This window comes from Cytobacillus sp. Bva_UNVM-123, from assembly GCF_046351715.2.
Classification (GTDB): Bacteria; Bacillota; Bacilli; order Bacillales; family Cytobacillaceae; genus Cytobacillus.
Genome location: NZ_CM177772.1, coordinates 789,382 through 812,936, shown reverse-complemented (window position 1 = coordinate 812,936; position 23,555 = coordinate 789,382). Strand labels below are relative to the sequence as shown.

The window sequence follows — 23,555 nt, the reverse complement described above, 5'->3', positions numbered from 1 at the left end:
ATCTATTGCTTCTTACTTTAAAAAATCAATTTTATCCATTTTTTTACGCATATACCTCGTATAGTAACCAACAACTAGGATGGCTATCACACAAGAGAGGAATGATGACACGAACGGCCTTTCATTCACAGCATAGATGGACCAGCTAACTATACTTCTACTTGAAAATATATTAATGACAATAATAATCCCTAATACTCCCCCATAAAACAGAATGCCCAATGCAGATAAGACTAGGTTGTTTTTCGGGGCTTTATCTCCTATTTCACTTGCTGGAAACATGGAGCCGGAAGCAACCCCATAGCATATCCATATAATGGAGAAGGCAATGAACGAACCAGCAGAGACTATCTCCCGTAAATCAGCTGAGAATGTATAAATAAAAATCAGCATTAACAAATGAAACGGAATTGAAAAGATAAAATAGGTGATAAAACGGCTTATAATTAACACATTTTTTTGAATTGGTAATTGATTAAGCATAACAACGAATGGAGCTGCCCACACTCCATCGGAAATCTTTTGCAATGTAAATACCTTTGGTCTTACTACATTAGACATTGACCAAAAAATAAAGATAAAGAATAGATCATTTACAAAAAAATCGAATTCGGCGAAAGATATCGAAAAGAATAATCCATAGAAAATAGCAATAATGAATAAGATAAGAAATGATTTTAGCGAAGCTCTCACTTCAAACCTTGATAACCATAGTGCTTGCTTCCATACATTCATGACAAGTCCTCCCTTAAGACTATTATACTGTTTATATCTATATACACACTATATAACACTTAATAAAAGTGTGCAAGAGCAAAAACTCAACAAAAAATCCATACCTATAATAGATATGGATTTAATAATAATTGCGGAATGTCCTCCGAACTGCTTAGCTTTTAAGTCGACAAGCTAGTTCATTATTTAATTCATTCAATTGTCCAGCCATTTCCGCTATTTCTTGTGATGCTTCTGTTATCTCAGCAAACGCCTTTTTAAAATCATTTACATAATCGCTAAATTGACCAATTTTAGAATCAGTTGACTGAACACTCTCTGTTGACTCTTCCAAAATTCGGATAATGTTTTGGTTTGTTTCTCGATACATATTCGTTTCTTCCACTATATGTTGGAAGCTCTGTTCAAACTTCTCAATTGTTTTTTGTACAGTACTAATTTGGCTTTGAATATGATCAAGAGCTGTTTCAGTTTGGTTTGCCAGTTTTCGAACCTCCCCAGCAACGACAGAAAATCCCTTCCCATGCTCACCTGCTCGCGCGGCTTCAATTGCTGCATTCAGCGAAAGGATATTCGTTTGATTCGATATCCCTCGAATCGTATTGACGACTTGACCAATTTGCAAGGAACTTTCACTTAGCTCGTTCGTTAAAACTTTTGTCGTTTCAATTAATTCTATCACTTTGTCTACTTTCGTTAATGATGAGGTGACATCTGTTTTGCCTTCGTTAACCTGTGTGATCATTTTTTGAGATGTATCCTGTATATCGGTAATTTCTGATAACATTTGTTCTACAATTGATTCTTTATCTGCAATTGACGATGTCGTTTCATCTACATTTGCCGCTAACGTAGCAGACGAATCTCGTAAACTAGCTTGAAATTCCTCGATTTCATTTAATTTCATCATTGAGGAAGTGTAAGATTCGATATATGTTTCAATTCCAATTTGCATATCAAAGGAACAAAGCCGCTGAAACGAGGTAAAATAAGCAAAACTGGCTTCACTATCTTTCACCTCTCTCATTAAGACAGCAAGCACTTCATGTTGCAGAAGTGTGTAGGCACCGATATACCATTGTGGAAATAAGCCTATTCGATTATGAACACGGCCAACCACTTTGCGCCGCTCAACATATTCCTCCCCAATTTCTCCCGAAACCATTTCAAGCAAGTATTGGACAAATGTCTGTTTTAATCGCTCAATGGTCGAATTCCTCTTAATAATCCCCATTAAATTCGGCATTTGTTGGATTCGTCCATAAAAATTATCAACAATTAGCACTGCATTTTTCTCAATAATTGGGCGAATGCTCACTAGGTTTGAAATATCATCCTCTGATAATCCAATGAACATGATTTGTGAATATTCATTTGCACCCTTTAATTTCCTAAAATTTTTTTTAGCAGATTCCTCTAACGAATTGAACTTTTCATCTTCCAATCCTTCTTTTTTCCGTGCCGTTCTATTAAATAAGCTTAACGCTCCATTTTCATTCCCGAGCAGAGACTTAAAAGGACAATTACTCATTATAATCCTCCTGTCATAACATTATTGCCTTCTACCATTATATCCTAATCGTCTATGCTGAACTTATTCCACATAAGGAGAATAGTTGAACTTTGTATAAATTAAAAAGCGGTAAAAAATACCTAATAATTTTACTATTTTCTCACTGAACAAATTCTGAACAACTACTGAATTTTGAAGACTCTTAAAAATCGGGAGCGACTAATACATAATAAATACGGAGCGACAGTGAGCAACGAAGGAAGGCAAAAAAAGCATGAGTCCGATATATACCGAACTCATGCGTAGCCATCTTATAACAAATTTAACTTTATCAAGCAGAAGGATTATTGCAATCCTTTTACCACTTCTTCTAGTTTCATACCTCTTGAGGCTTTAACTAAAACAATGGTTTGTTCATCGACAAGAGTTTGTAATTTTTCAATGAGCGGCTTCTTTTCCATGAAAGAAAATACCTTGTTTGAAGAGAAGTTTTCTTTAGCACCCTTTGCAATAAATTCACCAAGCTTACCAAAAGTAAAAACATAGTTCACTTTATCTGGGTCAATAGATTCTCCCATTTTCAAATGAAATTCCTCTTCTAACGGACCTAATTCAAGCATATCACCGAGAACAAGAATCTTATTTTTACACCCTGTAAGCTCTGATATTAGCTCAATTGCAGCATGCATGGAGGTTGGACTTGCATTATAAGCATCATTAATAATTTTTTCGCCCTTTTTCCCTTTAAGCAGCTCTGTCCTCATATTTGTGAGCTTTAATTCCGCAAAGCCATTATTCATTTTTCCAAATGGAACTTGGAAATAGTTAGCAACCGCCATCGCAGCTAAAGCATTTAACACATTATGTGTACCTAAAACAGGAAGAACAAATTCAATATTGGTTATATTAACTTTAAAGGTGCTTCCTGAGTCATTCTGCTCAATTTCTAAAGGATAAAGGTCATTTTGCGGACTTCTTCCAAATGTTTTTCGAATCACATTGCTTTTAATGACTGGCACTTGCTCATGAAGCAATGGTTCATCCCCATAGTAAACAATTATTCCACTATCAGATAAGCCATTCACTATTTCTAGTTTTGCTTCAGCAATCGCTTCTCTCGAGCCTAAATCTAGCAAATGCGATTCCCCGATATTCGTAATAATAGCCGCTTCGGGTCGTGCAAGCCGCGTCAGAAAATCAATTTCTCCTTTACTGCTCATGCCCATTTCAAGAACAGCAAACTCCGTATCCTCTTCAAGACCAAGAATGGTTAATGGGAGACCAATTTCATTGTTAAAATTCCCCTCCGTCTTTTGTACTTTATATTGGAGGGAAAGAAGACTTGCCGTCATATCTTTCGTTGTTGTCTTTCCATTGCTTCCAGTTACGCCGACAATCTTCACATTAAGCGTATTTCTATATTCTGTAGCAAGCCGTTGTAAGGCTAGCAATGTATTCTCAACAACTAGAATCGGCAGATGGAGAGGAGGATTCGGCACATCCTTTTCCCAAAGAGCGGCTGCTGCACCATTCTTTATCGCATTCTCAACAAACTGGTGACCATCAGAATGCTCACCTTTGAACGGGATAAATAAATTCCCTTTTTCTATTTTTCTTGAGTCTATACTGACGCCACTTATGACTGTATCTTTAAATGCTGATAGATCATTTTCAACCTTTATCATTTCAAACAATTCTTGTAGCGTTCGTTTAATCACAGGTTACCTCCCTATTCAATTGTATATTTTATTTGTTGCTTCTCTTTATGTCTCTCAATCGCAAGGTTGACAAGACGTTCAATAAGTTGTGGATATTCTACTCCAGTATGCTTCCAAAGCAATGGGAACATACTAAATGGGGTAAACCCTGGCATTGTGTTCACTTCGTTCATATATAGCTTTCCATCTCTTGTTAAAAAGAAGTCAGCTCGCACTAATCCAGAACAGTCAAGTGCTTTAAATGCACGAATAGCCATTTCTTTTAATTCGTTATATTCTTCTTCCGTAATTTCCGCAGGAATAATTAATGCCGTATTGCCATCCTGGTATTTTGCCTTATAATCATAAAAGTCCGTTTTCGGTACAATTTCTCCAACAACTGAGCATTCTGGCTGATCATTTCCTAAGACACCGACTTCAATTTCCCGCGCTGTCACGCCTTCTTCAATAATAATCTTCCGATCAAATTTAAATGCTTCCGTAAAAGCAGCTTCAAGCTCAGAACGATTATTACATTTACTGATTCCTACGCTTGATCCAAGGTTTGCCGGTTTCACGAAACAAGGATAGCCAATTTCAGTTTCAACCTTTTCGTATGCCTCTTCTTTAGCACGATCCCATTCACTGTGAATAAACCAAACATACTTCACTTGTGCTAATCCTGCTTGCGCAAAAATATTTTTCATAATGACTTTATCCATTCCTGCTGAGGAAGCGAGAACACCATTTCCAACATAAGGAAGATTTAATAGCTCTAACATCCCTTGTACAGTACCATCTTCTCCATTTGGCCCGTGCAATAAAGGAAAAATTACATCAAATGCATGCTCCTCCTCCGCTTTAAATAAAGCTGGAGCCATTACATTAGAAGTTAAAGTGTTCGTGTTTGAAAACTCCAGCTGTTTTACATCTGCAACTGGACCTGTTATTTGTTGTCCTTTATTCCACTGTCCATTCTTCGAAATATGAATAGGAAAAATATCGAATTTCTCTAAATCTAATGCTTTAATAACAGCAAGCGCTGTTTGCATGGAAACTTCGTGTTCAGCTGATTTTCCGCCATATAATAATCCAATTTTTGTCTTAACCATCATTAATGTTAGTCCTCCATTCTCTTACTTACCTATTTTACCACTTTGTGAATTAAGAATGGGAGTGATAAAGGAGTGTTTATTCAGGATTTTTTTTGTTAATTTAGCCCATATATTATGTGTATGAAAAAGACTAGGCTGTTGAAACCATTTTTTTGTTTTATGCTTATTTTTAACTAAACATAGAAATGTTAAAATGCTTGAGAAATGCCTCCTGCAAAACAATAAATAATAGCCAAGCTGCTATTCCAAGGCCAATAGAGACATATAAGGAGATGGAATGCTTTAATAATAAAAAAACAACGATTAATAAAACAGCTGTAGCAGGAAAACCCGAAAGGACTCCTAACGCAAATTTACTTAAGGTTGCTTTTGATTCTCCTTGAACAGAAAGCCAAATAATACTAAGCAGGCTTACTAACGGAAGCGCAGCAACGATTCCCCCATACGTAGGAAATCTTCTTGCCAACTCGGTTACAATTCCAATAACAAGAGCGGAAACGATAATCTTCACAATTACATACATTTCTTTGCACGCTCACTTAATAATTTTAACGATTTTTCAACGATGAGCCTTTCATCCTCACTTAGCTCATCCAAGATTTTAGTTAATTTTTTTTCATCAAGACTCGTATTACGAAAGAGAATCTCCTTCCCTAGCTCTGTTAGATGGAGAGTTACCCTTCTTTCATCAAGACGATCTCTTTTTTTCTCAAGAAATCCTTTTTGCATCATACGTTTAACATGTTCAGAAGCTGTATTTTGGGAAACATTGATATACTCAGCAATTTCATTAATCCCAACATTACCTTGTTTATCAACATGTTGAAGAATCCGAATGACTTGATGCGTAATTTTCTCTTTATGTGGATAATGTAGATGATAATATATATCGGTCCAATATTGATTTAATAAAGAGGCTTTCATTGACAATTTCATCCCTCCACCTTTTTATATCGTATTATACGATATATTAACAAAAAAAGAAAATACCTTGTCATCAAGATACTTTCTTATAGCCTTTAACGATTGACAAATGTGATTACCAACTTATGAACCAATCGGTGTACAAATCTCAATATAATGTCCATCTGGGTCCTCAACATAGGCTACTTTTTGGCCCCATGGCTTTTCGACAGGCTCCATTAAAATACGAACCCCCGCACTGCGCAGCGTTTCTACAACGGCCTCAACTTCCTCCGTTACAAAGCCTAGCTCAAAAGTTTGGTCATTCCGCTTTCCATTCGGAATTGGCAACTGCGTTAACTCACGTACATCCTCTCTCGTATTAAAAGATAGAATCGTCGTTCCTGTATCGTACTCTATGTAAGTTCCAAATTCATTTTTCAGCTCCAAACCTAATAATTCCCCATAAAAGTGCTTCGTCTTTTCTAAATTCTCCACATACAAAATGACATAACCCATTTTCATCTTCATGATTTATTCCTTCTTTCTTACTGGATTTGTGTAAAGTTTCAAGTGAAGCTTGTTAAGTTCTTACTCTATATTTCTCGAAAAATGGTCATTATCCTTTTTCTGTGTAAAGAAAATTATAGTCGGATTATTGAGCAAGCCTCGACGTGAACGAAGTAGTCGCCAAGCGCAGAAATGAAGCCGATGACATTTTTTTACATAGGATTGAGAGCAGATGCTCATGATTGTTTTTTATGATGTATTCCTATTTTTCTGATAAAATGAAAGAATACGATAAAAGGAGAAGATGGAATGACAGCAGAAACAAGACTTATTGGAAATAAGGTCATTATACGTAAAATAGAAGAGCAAGATTTGCAAACGTTATGGAACTACATTTACGGTGTAGAAAATCCCGAGTGGAAAAAATGGGATGCCCCCTACTTTCCACTTACTTTTGAAGAGTTTGATGTTTTTAAAAAAGGATTTCTCCAATCAGCTGAGAATACACCACCTTCAAGAATGGTCATAGAAGCAGATGGAAAAATAATTGGAACGATAAGTTATTATTGGGAGCATAAAGAATCCAATTGGCTCGAAGCAGGCATCGCCATCTATGATCCTGAATATTGGAATGGTGGGTATGGAACAGAAGCACTTACCCTTTGGGTAGATTTTCTCTTTTCCGCTCTTCCGCTTGCCCGAGTTGGAATTACAACTTGGTCGGGAAATAAGAGAATGATGAAAGCTGCTGAAAAAATTGGAATGAAGCTTGAGGGCAGAATGAGAAAATGCCGCATTTATCAAGGTGAATATTATGATTCTATTCGAATGGGTGTCCTCCGAGAAGAATGGGAAGCGCAAAAAGCAAAGTAATTTAACTTCAAAACAGCTAGAGCTCCTTGAAAGATAGCTCTAGCTGCAATGGTTCGTGCATGCTTCAAGACATAATTCCATGATTCCAGCTTCTACACGAATGATCGTTAAGCTTGTACCGTGAATGAATGGCGGCTTCCAAATATGTTCGATAGATTCATTTCTGCAAAGAAGATAGAGGGCTTTTATGACAACCCCATGTGTGACAACAAGTATATTTCCAGTTGGCTTTGTTTGCTCAAGCTCAAGCAAAAATTCAGAGATTCTCCTTTTTACATCCATAAAACTCTCTCCACCAATACTTTCAAAAGAAGAGGGCTCATTCCAATAAGCATGAAATTCCTCTGGATTGCGACTCTTAATCTCTTCTTCTCTCAACCCTTGCCATTCTCCTAAATCTATCTCCATCAATCTATTACCGTTTCAACATTCGTCGTTTTTTCCCCTTTAACGAACTTAGCTGTTTCCATTGTCCGCTTGCTAGGGGATGAAATAATTCGCTCAAACTCAATTTCTTTCAGGCGTTCACTTAATTCTTTCGCATCCGTTTTTCCTTTGTCCGTTAAATCAGAATCAAGACGCCCTTGAAATCTTTTTTCCGTATTCCATTCAGTTTCTCCATGCCTGATAACATATAAATGATACAAACGACCACTCCTATTAAAAGCGTCTACAATTACTCTAGAAAAATATGATTAATCTCTAGGTTCAGCGCTTATCTTATTTAGCGAGTATAAAAAATAACTCTATTCGGCTGCATTGAGGTTGTTTCACTAGCTTCGAGACCAGGCAACCGACTTATTTGTACTTGCTGTGGTCTCATTCTTATGCTTTGAGACCACAGCAAGTGCTTTTTGGTACCTGCTATGGTCTCATTCTCTTGCTTTGAGACCACGCTACTTGCTTTTTGGTACCTGCTATGGTCTCATTCCCTTACTTTGAGACCACGCTACACACTTTTTGGCACTTGCTGCGGTCTCATTCTCTTGCTTTGAGACCACGCTGCACGCTTTTTGGCACTTACCGTGGTCTCATTTCATAAATTTTAGAACCAAGCAACCCACTTTTTAGCCCTTGCTGACCCAAAATGGCATATTATTTCATACTCACTCTAGAAAAGGTCGGCTCCATAATACGGGCTAATCTAGGAATAACGATGAACGCGATTACAGTATTGATTGTAGAGCCGATAAACAGAGAAGGAATGAGTGTTAAATAAAATGCTTTACTAATCAAAAACATAAATGGCAAAGGGGCGGCAAACGTATTGCCTAGAATAAAGAATCCTCCCGCCAGCCATTTTTTCCCTTTTCGATAAAGAACAGCAAAGAGAAAAGCCAAAATCGCCATCTCTGCTGCTACTATGAAATGGAACGGACCCATTGGCATTCCACTAATGAGAGCTGATAGTAAATGCCCTAATGCTCCTACGATCGCACCTGCTGGTCCACCCATAATGGCGGCCGCTAGCAATGCAGGAAAGGCATCTAAAGCAACACTGCCAATGATCGCAGGAACTTTAATGGCTGCACCGATTACTGTAAGTGCAACGAGCAGCGCCATCCAAGTCAGTTTCACCCTTTTCATTTATTAAAACTCCTTCCCGGTTGAGCAAGCATTCATGATTTTAAAAGAAAAGAAATAATTTTTGAAGTTAGAGAACTGTCTAGCCTCAGCGCCTAGCGCTATTCTTATTTATCTTCCTTCCGCTTTCCTTCACGAAATACTTTTGCACTGCGGACATACTCTACGTCTTTTTCGTTTAATCGGAAATTTATCACTCTCGCTAATGCGAAGAAATAATCTGATAACCTATTTAAATATTGTAGAGTAATCTCAGAAATTTCAGGATCTGCCTTCATTAAAGAGACAACTAATCTTTCTGCTCTTCTTGTTACTGTACGCGCAATATGAATCGATGCAGAAGCTTCTGTGCCCCCAGGTAAAATAAAACGTTCCACCTTTGGTGCTTCTTCAATAAAGGCGTCAACTTTCTTTTCTAAATATTCAACTGCTTCCTTTGTCAGTTTTAATTGGCGTTCTTTTAAGACATTTGCTAAATCGCCGCCACAATCAAAAAGTTCATGTTGAATTTTTTCTAAATCATCCAAAACATCTGCGAATTTTTCTCGATCAAGCTGAGCCATCGCCTGACCGACGAAACAGTTCACCTCATCAACTGTTCCATATGCTTCAACACGAATATCATCCTTTTCTACTCTGCCGCCGATAATGCTTGTTTTCCCCTTATCACCTGTACGTGTATAAATTCTCATTTTCCTTACCCCTTTCTTAAGCTTTGGCAAATCGCCTCGGCTTTTCCTTTTATTTTATTTGTTGATTAATCCCATACCAAATTAAATCCACTCGTTCCGCTACTTTCACAGCATCTTGATAAGCCCATCCCGTCATATCACGCCATTTCCGTTGTTCAGGCAGCATTGGAACGATTCCTTTCGAAATGTCTGTTCCGATTAAGACTATTTTCCGTTTCACTGTTTCCTTTTCCCACTGCAGCCAACTATGCAAAAACAGCTGCCATCTGGCACGAGCTTCTTGAATATTTAATTGTTCTGTCCAAAACTTGAGCCATACTTCAATCCCTTCCATCACAATGATGCTTTCCACCGTCGGAGGTTTTTCCGGGATAGCCGCTTCATGGTAGCCTGAAATCCATACATGAGGAGTGTCTCTTAATTGATAATATTCATTGATCCATTTGGATTTGCCATTAAAGGCACCTCCTGTAACAAAGTGCATCGCTCACCCCTCCTTAAATCCTTCCGATTCCAAATAAGCTTATAACCTTTTCCATGAGCAGGAGTCCAATCCCAGAAGTCCTTTACCTCTGGAGCAAACCTTGTTAATAGTAAGCGAATGACTCCACCATGAGTCATAATGGCCGCTTTCTCCACATTTTCTGCTAATACCTTATTAATCATTTTCTCCCAACCATCCATAACTCTGAACGAAAATTCAGTAAAGGACTCCCCATATGGTGGTTGAATAGAAGTTGGAGCATTAAGCCATTGCTGATATTCTCGATCATCCTTCAGCTCTTCATAAACTTTTCCTTCCCAACAACCGAAGTTCATTTCACGCAGCTCACGCATTTGAACTGGAGCAGCATTTGGAAACATCCTTCTCGCTGTTTCAAGGCATCTTTCTAAATCACTGGAAAAAAGCAAATGATAAGTAGCTGAGACTTCCCTAAGTTCTTCCTTTGCAAGCGGACAAAGAGGTGAATCAGTCCAGCCGAGATAGGCGTGACGCTTATTCGCTTCTGTTAACCCATGACGAAATAATGTAATAGCCACAATGTCATCCATAGAAGCACCTCCGTCCCTTCCACACTTGCACCAAGCACATCCCCTGTCATTCCGCCAAATGAAGAAATAATTTTTTTCTGTAAAAAGAAAAGAACTAGTACTGATACGACGATAAAGCAGAAAATCCCTAATAAAGCTTCAGGAATGACAACAGCTGCAATTCCGACTAAAACAGCTAGGTAGATCGGGTAAATGATAAGTGTTCCTTTCTTTGCAGCTTGTTTGAATAAGTAGCCTAATCCTGTCTTTTTTGCCTCTTTCACTTGTAAAAGCAATACACCCATCACCATTTTGCTAAAGAAGGGCAGCAGTGCAATGAACAAATATGAAAATGGATTTATTAGCGAAATGATTTCATAAATAAAGAGAAAACGGGCACTTAATAAAACGATAACTGACAGAACACCAAATGCACCTGTACGCGGATCGCTCATAATTTCAAGCCTTTTTTCTTTATCACGATAAGAAAAAAAGGCATCACTAGTATCCATCCAGCCGTCAAGGTGAATACCACCTGTGATAATAATCCCCGCTAGCCAAACAGCAAAAGCCACGGCCAAATTCGAAAATGGTGTCCAATGAAGAAAACCATAGACAATTAATGTATAAATTCCACCTTGAATGAGACCTAATATTGGGAATGTCTTAATCGTTTTTTCAAGATGGGCTTTGTCCATAGGCAGCTCTATCCGAATCGGAATTGACGTAAAAAACTGAAGATTAATGAGTAAACCTCTAAACCAGCTCATTGGTATTTCCTCGACAGAACATAATCTCTTTTAGCTTTTTCCAATCAAGATGTGCTAATAAGCGTGTGGCCAGTTCATCATATTTGTTATCATCTATTTCATGTGGGATAGATGGTGAAGGGGCATGACGAACAGATAATGAGTCCTCTTCTGAAATCATATGATTTTCAATATAAGGGAGCACGCCAAGTACAGGAAGATTCGTCCTTTCCTCAATCCAGCTCACCCCATCCGCGAATAACTTTTCATCCCCGCGAAACTTATTAATAATGAGTCCTTTCACTCTATTTCTTTCTTCTTTCGTGAGCAGTTCTAATGTCCCGACAATACTAGCAAAGACGCCACCCCGCTCAATATCAGCAACAATTATGACCGGAACATCTGCCATCTTCGCCACTTTCATATTAACGAGCTCTTTGTCTTTTAAATTTATCTCAACTGGACTGCCTGCTCCTTCCAAAATAAGCAGTTCATAATCCTCATATAATTTCTGTAAGGCTGTTTTGATTGTTTGCAAACCCTTTTCATAAAATAAGTCGCGATAGTTTACTCCAGAAATCGTTTCAGCTACTTCTCCTAGTAAAACAACTTCTGAACGTTGATTACGTCTTGGCTTCAACAAAATGGGATTCATCCATTTACTTGCCATCGTTTTCGCTGCCTCTGCTTGAAGCCCTTGCGCTCTGCCAATCTCTTTTCCATCATGCGTTATATATGAAAAATTACACATATTTTGTGATTTAAAAGGGGCAACTTTATACCCTTCATTGGCAAATGCGCGGCATAATGCCGTGGCAATTAAGCTTTTTCCAACATCTGAGCCTGTTCCTTGAATCATAATTCCATTCATGCTTTTTCGGCTCCTTTCATGAGAAGGGGAATGCTTGCCTCGACTAGAAATGCCCGACTTGCTTTCGCAACGATTTCTTGATGGAGCTCTCCTAGCATTTTTCCATAAACGAAGACAAGCTCATTCTTTCCTTGCACCTCATTTAACACTTCATTACTAACAATAATGAATTGATTACATTGCTGTGAAATCAATTCAATTCCTTCTAAAATGGACTGCTTAACACTATTTTGAAAATCACTATTCATCCATTGCTCTTCTTGCTTAAAAAATTCATTGTTTAGTAGTGTCGTTAAACAATCGAGCAGCACAATATCTTTTTTGGAAAAAACGGCTGCAATCTCAGCTAATTCGATAGGCTGCTCCCACGTTTTCCAAGCGAGCCCACTCTTTTGGCGATCCTTTTGATGGCGTATAATTCTTTCTGCCATTTCAGCATCACTATTTTGTCCAGCAGCAATATAATGAAGATGCCCGCTTATTTTTCTGGCACTTTCGGCAGCAAGCTTTTCAGCAAAGCTGCTTTTTCCGCTTCGAACTCCCCCACTAATAAAGACTATCGACGATTCCGCCATTCTGTTACCGCCTCCATCAGTTTGTTATGATGCTGTGGAGCTTTAATAGCAAATCTCAGCCACTTCCCATCAAGACCTGGGAAATTCAGTGTATGCCTAGGAATAATTCCTTTTTCAAGGAGAAACTGAAAGAATGGCATTTGATTCGTCATTGTACGATCTCTTACTAAATAAAAATTAACACATGAAGGAGAAACAATAAATTCCTTTTCCTTGTAAAAACAAACTAATCTTTCACGTTCCATTTCGATTAATTTTCTCGTTTCCTCTATATATAATTCACTTTCGAGACACCATTCACCTGTCTTTAACGCAAGTGCATTCATACTCCATTGCGGTTGAAAAGCAGATAGCTGCTCAATAATAGACTGATTTGCCATTAAATAGCCGAGACGCAGCCCTGGGATCGCAAACATTTTTGTCATCGAACGGATAATAAGCAAATGTTCGTACTCTTTTATATACTGAACGATTGATTCATAGTTTGACAGAAAATCATAAAACGCCTCATCAATAATAAGGAGACAGTCTTGTTTTTGACATTCAATAAGCAATTCAAACATGATCGATTTTGAATAATAGATACCTGTTGGATTGCATGGATTACATAGCCATAAGGCATCGGAATTCTGCAGTTTCACTTTAATATCTTCTATTCTCAATTCCCAATTGTCAGGGATTAATTGATGATAAGTAACTGTACAGCCATTAATCAGACAAGCTTCTTCATATTCTGTAAATGTCGGTTGAATGATCGTGACTCTTTTTTTAGCAAGCAAACGACCAATAAGCGAAATAATTTCAGCGCCACCATTGCCAAGTAATAATTGGCTTTCCTCAATACCTTCTCTCTGAGCAAGCAATTTTTTCAATTTATATCCATTTGGATCAGGGTAATCAGATACGAGTTCATAGAGCTGCTCCCAATTTTCTCTTAATAAGGGTGGAGGACCAAGTGGATTAATATTTGCACTAAAATCGAGTTTGTTCGTTGGGAGCGGAATATTCAACGCGTTAAATAAATATTGGGGATTAGAACCATGTGCTGGCAAATTCAATGAACATTCCTCCTAGCCAAAGCCATAATAAGAAGATCGGAATCGTGCGCGAGACAATTTTATTCGTTTCTAAAATATGGGTTTTTTCCATTTTGACTAGCGGATCTCCCATTGTCGCGCGGTTAGAAACGATTCCTTTGTAATAATTGATTCCGCCAAGCTGAACACCTAGAATCGCTGCAACTGCTGCTTCACCCCAGCCTGAGTTGGGACTTGGATGTTTGATGGCGTCGCGCAAAATGATCTCCCTCGCTTTTTTCCTGCTTACGTATAGAGGGCGACTCCCAGCTAGTATACATATGGACGTCATTCTGCTCGGAATCCAATTCACAATATCATCGAGCCGAGCGGAAGCCCAGCCAAAATTCTCGTATTTTTCATTTCGATAACCGACCATGGAATCACAAGTATTAATCGCTCGGTAAATTAGGGCAAGCGGTGCTCCCCCGATCAACGCCCAAAACAATGGAGCTGTAATCCCATCACTCGTATTTTCAGCGACTGTCTCAACTGCTGCCCTAACCATTTCAGGCTCATCGAGACACTCTGTATCTCTACCAACAATATAAGAAAGCTTCTCCCTCGCCTCGTCCATATCCCCCTTTTCTAAAGGTTCATAAACGGTCATTGCAGCTTCCTTCAAGCTTTTTTGGGCGATAGCTGATGAAATAAGAATGGCCTCTACAAAAATCCCAGCAGCTATATGAAGCGAATAAAAGAACGTTACAATAAGAAAAGCAAGACTACCAATAATAGATAAAACAATTAGAACCATTACTATTCCAGTTAATTTTTTCATTTTTCCCTTATTCAAAGCTTTATCAAGTTTTGCAATAAGAGATCCCATCCATCTAACAGGGTGTGGCCAGTTCGGAGGATCGCCGATAATAAGATCAATAAGAACAGCGAGTGTAAGCGCAGTTAGGTGACTAACAATCATTTTTTCACCCGTTTTCTACTTTTTACGATCGAATCCCTCGTACATTCCGAAACACCTTTTCCAATGACCTTTCCTAACGGAGTAATCGTTCCAGCATAATCGAGTTTTTTCCCTCTCTGAGTAGAAGCAATTAATATACTATCTGTAGATGTTCCCGTCGCAATTGTACCTGTTACATGATCTTTCACTTCTAATTCATGGAGCACTTTTGCTTTCGCCTCGGTAGCTGTCATAATACTTTGGATAAAGGCTTCCTCCGTCAAATCCCCACTGATGAAAATCCATGTATTGATTGTGCCTGGTACCATTTGAAAATGATGCTCTATCCCTCTTGTCGCATCAATTGCATTGCCCACTCCTGCTGTTACAACGACAAAAACAGCAAAGCCTTCCTCTTTATAAAACTGAAAGCTAACATCATCAAGCATAACGGCTGTCATCATGCCGACAGTTTCAGTCGGTTCGAATCCGTGAGCTTTTAAATAATCGACCATTTCCCGCCGATGATCTGTGCAATCATAATCTTTATTAACATGGCGATTCACAAATGTATGATGCCAGCCTGTACCTGAACCAACTACACCTGAAGACATTGTTCTAAGCGGAAGTGGAGAGCGCAATACGAAATGAGACTCAAACATTTCCAGAAAACTTGTATCAATATAATATGTCTCTTTCTTATCCGCAAATTCTTCGGGCAAAAGCACCATCTGTGGAGCAGCAACAATCGGATGTGGCTGTTTTTTAATTTTTGTATTGTATACAGAGCGAATTCTTTCCTCGCGCAGCACTTCATTTGGAGTGTGATTTATATTAATTTCGCCGCCTTCAAGAAGGATAAGTCTGTCACAATATAACCCCGCTAAATTTAAATCATGGAATATTGAAATGACAGTCAGTTCTCTATCCTTTGTCCAGCTTTTTAATAAGTCCAATAAATCTTTTTGAAAAGAAAGATCAAGATGGTTCGTCGGTTCATCAAGCAATAATATTTCAGGCTCCTGAGCTAGTGCCTGTGCGAGAAAAACACGCTGCCTTTCTCCACCAGAAAGTTCATGAATATAATGATTTTCAAAATGTGATACACCCGTCTGCTCCATCGCCATTTTTACAATTTGCTCATCATTCTCTGACCAAGTTTGAAACCAGCCTTTTTGATGAGCATATCTGCCAAGCCCAACCGTTTCCTTCACTGTATAAGAAAAGGCCTCACTAGAATGCTGCGGCAAAACAGCAATGATTTTTGCTAATTCTTTTGCGGAAAAATCTTTTAATGATTTTCCTTTCAATAAAACTTCTCCATCTGAAAAAGGTAGTATCCCGCTTAGCATTTTGAGCAATGTTGTTTTCCCGCTTCCATTCGGACCTAATATTCCGAGCAGCTCCCCTTTATCCAATTGAAAGCTCACATTTTTTAAGATGGATGAACCAAAATATCCACCCGATAATTGTTGAACATTAAGCATCCTTTATCCTCTACTTTCCGCTCGTCTATTCATTAAGATTATGGCAAAAACCGGTGCTCCAATGATGGCGGTAATGACTCCAATCGGTAACTCTGTCGGTGAGATAATGGTCCTTGCTACAAGATCCGCTAGAATTAAAAAGCCGCCTCCTGTAAAAATGGATAGTGGCAATAAATGCTTATGGTCAGGACCCCATAACAATCTTGTCAAATGTGGGATGACTAGACCAACAAATCCAATGGTTCCTGATACCGCTACGGCAGCACCAGTTAGGATTGAACCTGCTATTAAAATCATCATCTTTCTCTTTTGAACATTCACACCGATATGCTGAGCCCTTTCCTCGCCAAAAGACATCGCATTCAATTCATGGCTATTCAGCAAAAGAATAATCGAACCAATCGCAAAAAATGGCAGAATAATTTTTATATAAGCCCAGCCTCTCATCGATACACTGCCAAGAAGCCAGCCAATAATTTGTCGCAGCTCTTCCCCTGTTAAAGCAATCATAAGTGAAATTAAAGCACCTAAAAAAGAACTAAAAATGATTCCAGTTAAAATGATCGTTTCCACTTTCATCGAGCGTTCAATTTGACGGGCAAATAATAAAACGAGAAAAATCGTGATAAATGAAAAAAGAATACTTAACAATGGGAGTGTAAATAAACCGGCAAATGGAATGGAAATACCGAAGAATAACGTAATGACTGCTCCCACAGAGGCACCAGATGAGACTCCTAGTGTATATGGGTCTGCGAGAGGATTCCTTAATAATCCTTGAAAGGCAGCCCCCGCTATCGCGAGAGATGCCCCTACTAAACCTGCTAGTATAACTCTAGGTAAGCGAATATTCATGACTATATTCGCATACATAGAATCAATATTTTCATTTGGTGAGAAGCGGAAGATTTCAGCACCGATTATGTTAATAATATCCATCGCTGGAACAGCAACTGTTCCAATTGAAATGCCCAACAGCATTGCCGTAAAAAGAAATGCCACAGCAAGCAAATAAGCAATAAACTTATTATTTAAATGTTTCAGGGTAAATCGCTTTTGCAAGTTCCTCTACTCCTTCGACAAGCCTTGGGCCTGTACGGGTAACCTTATCTGAATTCACATCTACCACTTGTTTATTTTTCACAGCAGAAATATCCTGCCAGCCATCTCTTCCTAATACATCTGCAATTGGGTCTTCAGTATAATATCCGTGAGTTGTAATAATAACATCCGGATTTCTTTCAATAATCGCTTCAGGATCTATTTTCGGCCATCCTTCTTCAGTAATAATATTATCTGCATGAAGCATCGTTAGCATTTCATTCATAAACGTATTTACACCAACCGCATAAATTTCAGGTGCTGGGGATACTTCAACAAAAACCGTTTTACGGTCTTCTGCTTTTATCTCCTCCGCTTTTGCTTTTAACTCATCAAGCTTTGCTTTCATGTCAGCCACAAGCTTGTCTGCCTTTTCCTTCTCTCCTGATGCTGTACCAATCATATTAATTGAATCATAGACTTCCTCGAAGTTCTTCGCATCATTCACAACAAGGACAGTAATTCCAGCATCTCTTAATTGTTGTAGACCTGCTTCTGAATTATGTGCGCTTGAAGCATGAGCTAGAACGAGGTTAGGATTTAAAGAAATAATTTTCTCAACATTAAAATCCATACCGCCGACTTTTTCTATTGCATTCACTTCTTCTGGGTAATTATCATAATCATTCACACCAACAACCTCATTGCCTAATCCTAACGCAAAAGCAATTTCCGTGTTACTTGGAATTAAAGAAACGATTCTTTCTGGCTTCGCTTCAATAACTACCTCATTATCAAGAGCGTCTTTAATCGTAACTGGAAAAGCAGCTGCTTCCTTCTCTGCATCTTGTTTTTCATCTGCTCCTGTACTCTGTTCTGTTTCTGTGTTGTCTTTCGGTTTGTCTGCATTATCACCACAACCAGCCAATACCCCCATTGCTAGTAGAAGTGCAAATAATAATGAATAAAGCTTTTTCATTTTTTTATTTCCTCCTTAAATCCTTCACATTTAACATTTTTCATTAGAAAAACTCGCATTTGCCAAGTCCTTTCGGCGAATGCACTATCTTTTCTTATGCGGTATTATTAACGCGACTAATATTTGAACTTTATTTTACTTTAGTACGTTAATAAACTTAAATTTTCGTACTAGCAAAAAAAACATCTCCACACTTGAAATGGAGATGTTTGCATAGGTAAATTAGAAAAACAAAGGAAATCTAACCTGTCAAACACCTCCTATCCTCGTAGGTTTGATGGTGCTAGTAGAAGCAGGCAGGTCTCCTGGCTCATGGTCATCGCTATTTTCTGCGCCTTCCCATACATTTTTAGTACAGTGGCCATTGCAGCAAGCTCCCATTTACAGTGGCGGGACCGCGTTGGATTTACACCAACTTCCCTTTTAAGTCTTCAAAAACGAAGACACCCATTCTAGTCTTATATATGAAATTTTCCGCTAATTTCGATTATACACGATAATTTAGCAGAATAGCGTATTATGAACTAATAATTTTCCACACTCTCGATTTTTTATCAAAAACGAGCTTTGCTTCACAAGGTTGATTTACAACGCTTTCATATTCTTCATACATATCATCCATATCAGCAAAATCACCGATTACCCAAATGGGAACTTCCATTTTTACTCGGCTTTGCTCTGCATCCTTAATGGAAAGAAGAACGCCTTCCTTCATAAAAGATTTCAATGAGGTGAAAATCTCGTTTGGAATTGGTGGATATGGTTTTGGTTTTTTGAAACTAAACAGGGATCTTTCGACCTTTATTTGGTCTATTTTGCTTGGAATTACTGTCCCGAGCATTTTATAAAAATTATTATAATTTCGGTAATATGTTTTGTTTATAAAGCCATCATCATGAGCTAAATATACGTAACGATTGCTTAATTGATTATAAAAAGGCGACTTCAAATGTTCTTTCATATGACCGAGATAAAGAAGTTCAGCAATTCCTTGTTCCGATAGTTCATTTAAGGATTCTTCCTCCTCAAAATCGATCCAGCAAAAGTCACCATACCCATATACATCCTCTTCCATCAGCTTGCTTAGCTTTTCCCTCGGAACATACTCATGCAAAGTGTGCATATTAAAATCACCATCATCAAAGCGGTGCTTTAACAATAGTAAATTGTTTAGTGATTCAAATAAAGATTCCGCAAACTCTACAAATTCAATTCCATATGTAACGACGTATTGCTCACGTTCATTTAAATGGATATAAATGATATCGCGAACATTATGGTTCCTTTTTTTCAACTTTGAAACCTCCGAAAAGTTAGAAAAACTTGGCGTTCACCAAGTCCTTTCGGTGAATGCCCTAGCTTTTCTTATGCGGTATTATAAATGCTAATATTATTTGAACTTCATTCTACTTTAGTGTGTTAATAAACTCAAACTTTCCACTTAGCTAAAATAAGCTAAGCATTCATCTGTATGATATAAGTTCCCCTTATTCTAGCAAAAATAATATAAAATTGCTTCCTTTTAAAATAATTTAATACAAATGTAAAGAGGCAGCATGAAAATTCCGCCGACTCTTTCGAAAAAACTAAATATTTACTTTTAACCGTTTTTTTATTTGGGTTGCAAGTAATTCGAGCAAAATCGCAACAGTTAAAATAAAATAGGTGACAGTGCCAATTTCTCGAATGTCATAGTAGAAGCTACCTGCCATAAACATATCGAAGCCTATTCCGCCAGCACCAGCTGCAGCTCCCATAGCAATGGCAACAGCAAAGTTTATTTCGAATCTTAAAAATGTCCAAGAAATCATATACGTAATCGATGAAGGGATCACCGCTTGAAAAACGATTTGCCACCAGCTTGCCCCACTCGCCTGCAATGCTTCAATTACACCTTTATCAAGCTCTTCGAATGATTCAGAATATGCCTTAATTAAATAACTAACCGAGTGAAAGGTCATTCCGATGACAGCGGCAACACTTCCTAAACCTGCTGCAACGGCAAATATCAATACCCAAAGGACAGTAGGAACCGCTCGTATAAATGCAGCAAATCCCTTAATAATAGCGGACACACGTTTTGAAGATAAGTTTTGCGCTGCAAATAAACCTAAAACGACAGCAATGATCGCACCGAATATCGTTGTTAAAAACGCAAGCCCTAATGTAACCATCACTTGTTTCAATGCATGTGTAAAGGTAAAGTGATTAAATTGCGGCTCCAAAAACATCACTTTAATATTTTGAATCGTTGCAACCAAACCTTGAACAAGGCTCACATCTTTCGAATCAAGCGTATAAAAAGCATAAACGGTCAAAATGGCTAAAACAACAAGTGTACTCCGCAATACGATTGTTGCTTTCGTTAATGGTCTTATTCGGATTCGTTTTGGAGGAGTATTCGTTAACAATGCCTTAGACGATAATTTTTCGAGTTTATTATCTATCTCCATTATAAAATGACCCTCCTCACATAGTTTGACACAAACTCAATGCATAGAATGGAGATCACAATGACAATGACAACAAGGCTAGCAGCATTATAATTTAAGCTTTTATAATAAAGATCAAAAGCAAATCCAATTCCTGAACCAGCAAGCAATCCAATCAATGTAGCACTGCGAATATTTGTTTCAACCATGAACAACACCCAGCTGATGATTTGTGGTATACAAGAAGGAATGACAGATTGAAAGATAATTGAAAAATAGCCTGCTCCTGTTGCTTTTAATGCCTCAACCGAACTGCCGCTCACCTCATCAATCGTTTCCACGAATGCCCTCGTTAAAAATCCAAATGACCCAAAGAATAGGGCGAAATAGCCCGTCAATGAGCTTTGTCCGAATGAAAACAGTAAAATCATCGCCCAAGCAGTAATGTCAATATTACGAAAGATCGTGGCGATCGCTCGGCAAATTCCGCCAAAGAAAGCATTCACCCTCGTCGTATTTGAGCCTAGCACCGCAAATAGCATCGCGAGCAAAGCAGCAACAGTTGTTGCTGCAACAGAAATGAGCAAGGTTTCAATTAATTTAGCGAATATATCCGGTAGCTTCGTTACCGAATCCTTCGTCGGATAAAAATTCGAAAATGACCATTGGATTGCTTTCGGGACAGCTGCAAATCCTTTTGCTAGACTAAATTCAGTAATTGTTATCGCAATAAAGGTAACCACACAGACTAAGAGGATTAAACCAGCAGAATTAAGCTTCTTTTTCCTAAAAATGTCAACCCGCATGAATTTCACCCGTATTAAAAATAAGTTTTCCAGCTTCAGAGCCATAAATGCGGTGAATATCATCTGGAGTAATCTCTTTCGGTGAGCCATTATAGACGACTTGCCCACTATTAATTCCGATAATTGTATCTGAATACTTCAATGCGACATCAACTTGGTGAAGATTAACGAGGACGGTAATACCCATCTTTTCTGAAATATTTTTAAGATGATCCATAATGACTTTTGAAGAACTTGGGTCTAAGGAGGCAATCGGCTCATCACAAAGCAGCATTCTTGGATTTTGGATGAGGGCGCGAGCGATACCAACTCGCTGTTTTTGTCCGCCACTTAATTGGTCTGAACGTTTAAAGATCTGTTCATCTAAGCCTAGTACCTTTAATATTTTTATCGCCTGTTGTTTTTCTTCTTCAGAATACAAACCAAGCATACCAGCTAAGGTAGATTTGAAGCCAAGTCTGCCATGGAGAGTGTTTTCGATGACAGTAAGTCGATTCACTAAGTTATAATGCTGAAAAATCATGCCAATTTTAGTCCGTGTTTTCTTTAGCTCTCTTTTACTTAAGCTAAGGACATTTACGTTATCAAAATTGATTTCTCCGCTTGAAGCATCAATCATACGATTAATACATCGAAGGAGAGTTGATTTTCCCGCCCCAGATGGACCAATAATGGAAACAAACTCTCCTTCTCTCACAGAGAAGTTAACATCGGATAACGCTTTCGTATCATTGCCAAACTTTTTCGATACATGGGCTATTTCGAGTAACGCTGTCATATGTTAACTTCCTTTCAAACATATTCGTGTCTATTATTTAGACAATTCACGAATCGGATTGAACCAAGAATCTTCCGCTTTAACCAACCGTTCATTTCCAGACTTTTTCTTAAATAAACCTTTAAATTCGGATTCTGCAGGAACGAAGATTTTTTCATTATTTGCTACTTCATCTGAAGTTAATGTGTCGAGCAGCTTCTTTTGCAATTCTTCATTGACCGTTTCTGTATTTACGACAAATGGGGCATTTAATACAGGCGTAACTGAAATTAGTGCAAACTCCTTTCCAATAACCGTATTAAACGGTTCTGCTGCCCCATCACTTACTTTATAAATAGAACCTGGGCGATTTTCTTCCCCTTCTACGATTTCCACATAATTGCTCACACATGTATCACAAAACGCTGCTACATCTACCTTCCCTGTTAAAAGATTAACCCCTGAACCTTGATGTGAACCTCCGTACAATACTTCACTAAAAAACTTATCTCCTCCACCCTCAAGCAAGTCATCAGCTGTTAAATCTTTGAATTCATCCTTTTTGCTGAAATAATCAACAATTCCAGTTGATGGAACTTTGAAACCGGAAGTAGAGCTGTTTGATACGAAAGAGAATTTCTTTCCGGCAATTTGATCAATTGAGTAATCATTGCCATTTTTATACTCATCGGCATTTTCTTTTTGGACCGCTAACCAACTGTAATAAACGGCATCATCGAGTGTACCAGACTCGCCACTTGGAACAACTAATGGCTGAACTTTACTATTCTTTTTATTTGCTTCTATGTAACCTTGTGCACCTAAAAATGCTAGATCAGCATTTCCATTCGCTACCGCTTCAATTGCGACAAGATAATCTGTTGTTGTTTTATGCTCAATTTTCTTGCCAGTTGCTTTTTCGAGAACTTCTCCAATAGCTTCACGTGTTTCTCCTAAATCTGCACCTGACTCATTGGGCAGCCATGTGATGATAAGTGTATCTTTTTCCTTCGATCCTGCAGAAGTTGAACAACCCGCAAAAACAACTACCATGATTAACGAAATCATTAACAAAATTGTGTTCTTCATTTCCAACTCTCCTTCTCAATAAATAGTACACTTCATTTCCAAAATAGTTTGTCATCTCCGTTACTAACTATACAATTTGAAAATAAAGGAACTGTTAAATTCACGTTATAATAAGTTAAGAGATTGTAAAATTTATGA

At 38.1% G+C, this 23,555-nt stretch carries 27 protein-coding genes and 1 riboswitch; of the genes, 1 reads left to right on the top strand and 26 read right to left on the bottom strand.

Features of this window, described 5'->3' with window-relative positions; all coding sequences use genetic code 11:
• Window positions 1-12: 12 nt before the first annotated feature.
• The 7 genes from KDN24_RS03980 to KDN24_RS03945 form a co-directional block, all read right to left on the bottom strand.
• A complete protein-coding gene (locus tag KDN24_RS03980; RefSeq protein ID WP_409975398.1) occupies window positions 13-735 on the bottom strand; it encodes a hypothetical protein in 723 nt (240 codons plus the stop codon).
• Between the two features lie 154 nt (window positions 736-889).
• Window positions 890-2,266, bottom strand: coding sequence for a protoglobin domain-containing protein (locus KDN24_RS26345; RefSeq protein ID WP_525931273.1), 1,377 nt, complete (start codon window positions 2,264-2,266; stop codon window positions 890-892).
• Window positions 2,267-2,592: 326 nt separating this feature from the next.
• On the bottom strand, window positions 2,593-3,966 hold the full coding sequence (locus KDN24_RS03965; protein ID WP_409975397.1) for a UDP-N-acetylmuramoyl-tripeptide--D-alanyl-D-alanine ligase: 1,374 nt from the start codon (window positions 3,964-3,966) through the stop codon (window positions 2,593-2,595).
• 11 nt (window positions 3,967-3,977) lie between these two features.
• Window positions 3,978-5,060: a D-alanine--D-alanine ligase gene (locus KDN24_RS03960; RefSeq protein WP_409975396.1), complete on the bottom strand. Its 1,083-nt coding sequence runs from the start codon at window positions 5,058-5,060 to the stop codon at window positions 3,978-3,980.
• 169 nt (window positions 5,061-5,229) lie between these two features.
• Window positions 5,230-5,583 (bottom strand): DUF3147 family protein, encoded by a 354-nt coding sequence (locus KDN24_RS03955; protein ID WP_409975395.1) that lies wholly within the window; start codon window positions 5,581-5,583, stop codon window positions 5,230-5,232.
• On the bottom strand, window positions 5,574-5,984 hold the full coding sequence (locus tag KDN24_RS03950; protein ID WP_409975438.1) for a MarR family winged helix-turn-helix transcriptional regulator: 411 nt from the start codon (window positions 5,982-5,984) through the stop codon (window positions 5,574-5,576). Before KDN24_RS03950 ends, KDN24_RS03955 begins: the two co-directional genes overlap by 10 nt.
• Before the next feature lie 123 nt (window positions 5,985-6,107).
• Window positions 6,108-6,494, bottom strand: coding sequence for a VOC family protein (locus KDN24_RS03945; protein WP_409975394.1), 387 nt, complete (start codon window positions 6,492-6,494; stop codon window positions 6,108-6,110).
• A 288-nt stretch (window positions 6,495-6,782) separates the two neighbouring features.
• Here KDN24_RS03945 and KDN24_RS03940 point away from each other — a divergent pair, with 288 nt between their 5' ends.
• On the top strand, window positions 6,783-7,346 hold the full coding sequence (locus KDN24_RS03940; protein WP_409975393.1) for a GNAT family N-acetyltransferase: 564 nt from the start codon (window positions 6,783-6,785) through the stop codon (window positions 7,344-7,346).
• 39 nt (window positions 7,347-7,385) lie between these two features.
• On the opposite strand, the gene KDN24_RS03935 is transcribed toward KDN24_RS03940, so the two are convergent.
• The 19 genes from KDN24_RS03935 to phnD all read right to left on the bottom strand — a co-directional run bounded on the left by KDN24_RS03935 (window position 7,386) and on the right by phnD (window position 23,417).
• Window positions 7,386-7,754 (bottom strand): histidine phosphatase family protein, encoded by a 369-nt coding sequence (locus KDN24_RS03935; protein ID WP_409975392.1) that lies wholly within the window; start codon window positions 7,752-7,754, stop codon window positions 7,386-7,388.
• Window positions 7,754-7,993, bottom strand: coding sequence for a histidine phosphatase family protein (locus tag KDN24_RS03930; protein WP_409975391.1), 240 nt, complete (start codon window positions 7,991-7,993; stop codon window positions 7,754-7,756). Before KDN24_RS03930 ends, KDN24_RS03935 begins: the two co-directional genes overlap by 1 nt.
• Before the next feature lie 448 nt (window positions 7,994-8,441).
• Complete coding sequence (locus KDN24_RS03925) at window positions 8,442-8,933, bottom strand: ECF transporter S component (protein WP_409975390.1); 492 nt, start codon at window positions 8,931-8,933, stop codon at window positions 8,442-8,444.
• Window positions 8,934-9,037: 104 nt separating this feature from the next.
• A complete protein-coding gene (locus KDN24_RS03920; RefSeq protein WP_409975389.1) occupies window positions 9,038-9,622 on the bottom strand; it encodes a cob(I)yrinic acid a,c-diamide adenosyltransferase in 585 nt (194 codons plus the stop codon).
• 49 nt (window positions 9,623-9,671) lie between these two features.
• Window positions 9,672-10,106, bottom strand: a complete 435-nt coding sequence (locus KDN24_RS03915; protein ID WP_409975388.1) for a bifunctional adenosylcobinamide kinase/adenosylcobinamide-phosphate guanylyltransferase — start codon at window positions 10,104-10,106, stop codon at window positions 9,672-9,674.
• A complete protein-coding gene (locus KDN24_RS03910) occupies window positions 10,040-10,675 on the bottom strand; it encodes a histidine phosphatase family protein (protein WP_409975387.1) in 636 nt (211 codons plus the stop codon). Before KDN24_RS03910 ends, KDN24_RS03915 begins: the two co-directional genes overlap by 67 nt.
• Window positions 10,633-11,424, bottom strand: a complete 792-nt coding sequence (cobS, locus tag KDN24_RS03905) for an adenosylcobinamide-GDP ribazoletransferase (RefSeq protein WP_409975386.1) — start codon at window positions 11,422-11,424, stop codon at window positions 10,633-10,635. The genes KDN24_RS03910 and cobS overlap by 43 nt, the downstream gene beginning before the upstream one ends.
• On the bottom strand, window positions 11,411-12,274 hold the full coding sequence (locus KDN24_RS03900; protein ID WP_409975385.1) for a cobyric acid synthase: 864 nt from the start codon (window positions 12,272-12,274) through the stop codon (window positions 11,411-11,413). Before KDN24_RS03900 ends, cobS begins: the two co-directional genes overlap by 14 nt.
• Complete coding sequence (locus KDN24_RS03895) at window positions 12,271-12,849, bottom strand: bifunctional adenosylcobinamide kinase/adenosylcobinamide-phosphate guanylyltransferase (protein WP_409975384.1); 579 nt, start codon at window positions 12,847-12,849, stop codon at window positions 12,271-12,273. The genes KDN24_RS03900 and KDN24_RS03895 overlap by 4 nt, the downstream gene beginning before the upstream one ends.
• A complete protein-coding gene (gene cobD / locus KDN24_RS03890; RefSeq protein ID WP_409975383.1) occupies window positions 12,831-13,907 on the bottom strand; it encodes a threonine-phosphate decarboxylase CobD in 1,077 nt (358 codons plus the stop codon). Before cobD ends, KDN24_RS03895 begins: the two co-directional genes overlap by 19 nt.
• Complete coding sequence (cbiB, locus tag KDN24_RS03885) at window positions 13,882-14,847, bottom strand: adenosylcobinamide-phosphate synthase CbiB (protein WP_409975382.1); 966 nt, start codon at window positions 14,845-14,847, stop codon at window positions 13,882-13,884. The genes cobD and cbiB overlap by 26 nt, the downstream gene beginning before the upstream one ends.
• Window positions 14,844-16,313 carry a bifunctional ABC transporter ATP-binding protein/adenosylcobinamide amidohydrolase gene (locus KDN24_RS03880; RefSeq protein WP_409975381.1) on the bottom strand — a complete coding sequence of 490 codons (1,470 nt, stop codon included), beginning with the start codon at window positions 16,311-16,313 and terminating at the stop codon, window positions 14,844-14,846. Before KDN24_RS03880 ends, cbiB begins: the two co-directional genes overlap by 4 nt.
• Window positions 16,314-16,316: 3 nt before the next feature.
• Complete coding sequence (locus KDN24_RS03875; RefSeq protein WP_409975437.1) at window positions 16,317-17,294, bottom strand: FecCD family ABC transporter permease; 978 nt, start codon at window positions 17,292-17,294, stop codon at window positions 16,317-16,319.
• A gap of 46 nt (window positions 17,295-17,340) precedes the next feature.
• On the bottom strand, window positions 17,341-18,333 hold the full coding sequence (locus KDN24_RS03870; RefSeq protein WP_409975380.1) for an ABC transporter substrate-binding protein: 993 nt from the start codon (window positions 18,331-18,333) through the stop codon (window positions 17,341-17,343).
• A 277-nt stretch (window positions 18,334-18,610) separates the two neighbouring features.
• Window positions 18,611-18,799: riboswitch (cobalamin riboswitch) on the bottom strand.
• Between the two features lie 51 nt (window positions 18,800-18,850).
• Window positions 18,851-19,627, bottom strand: coding sequence for a hypothetical protein (locus KDN24_RS03865; protein ID WP_491348313.1), 777 nt, complete (start codon window positions 19,625-19,627; stop codon window positions 18,851-18,853).
• 292 nt (window positions 19,628-19,919) lie between these two features.
• A complete protein-coding gene (locus KDN24_RS03860; protein ID WP_409975378.1) occupies window positions 19,920-20,786 on the bottom strand; it encodes a PhnE/PtxC family ABC transporter permease in 867 nt (288 codons plus the stop codon).
• On the bottom strand, window positions 20,786-21,571 hold the full coding sequence (locus KDN24_RS03855; RefSeq protein ID WP_409975377.1) for a PhnE/PtxC family ABC transporter permease: 786 nt from the start codon (window positions 21,569-21,571) through the stop codon (window positions 20,786-20,788). The genes KDN24_RS03860 and KDN24_RS03855 overlap by 1 nt, the downstream gene beginning before the upstream one ends.
• Window positions 21,561-22,349, bottom strand: a complete 789-nt coding sequence (gene phnC / locus KDN24_RS03850) for a phosphonate ABC transporter ATP-binding protein (RefSeq protein ID WP_409975376.1) — start codon at window positions 22,347-22,349, stop codon at window positions 21,561-21,563. The genes KDN24_RS03855 and phnC overlap by 11 nt, the downstream gene beginning before the upstream one ends.
• Window positions 22,350-22,382: 33 nt before the next feature.
• Window positions 22,383-23,417 (bottom strand): phosphate/phosphite/phosphonate ABC transporter substrate-binding protein, encoded by a 1,035-nt coding sequence (gene phnD / locus KDN24_RS03845; RefSeq protein ID WP_409975375.1) that lies wholly within the window; start codon window positions 23,415-23,417, stop codon window positions 22,383-22,385.
• Window positions 23,418-23,555: the final 138 nt, after the last annotated feature.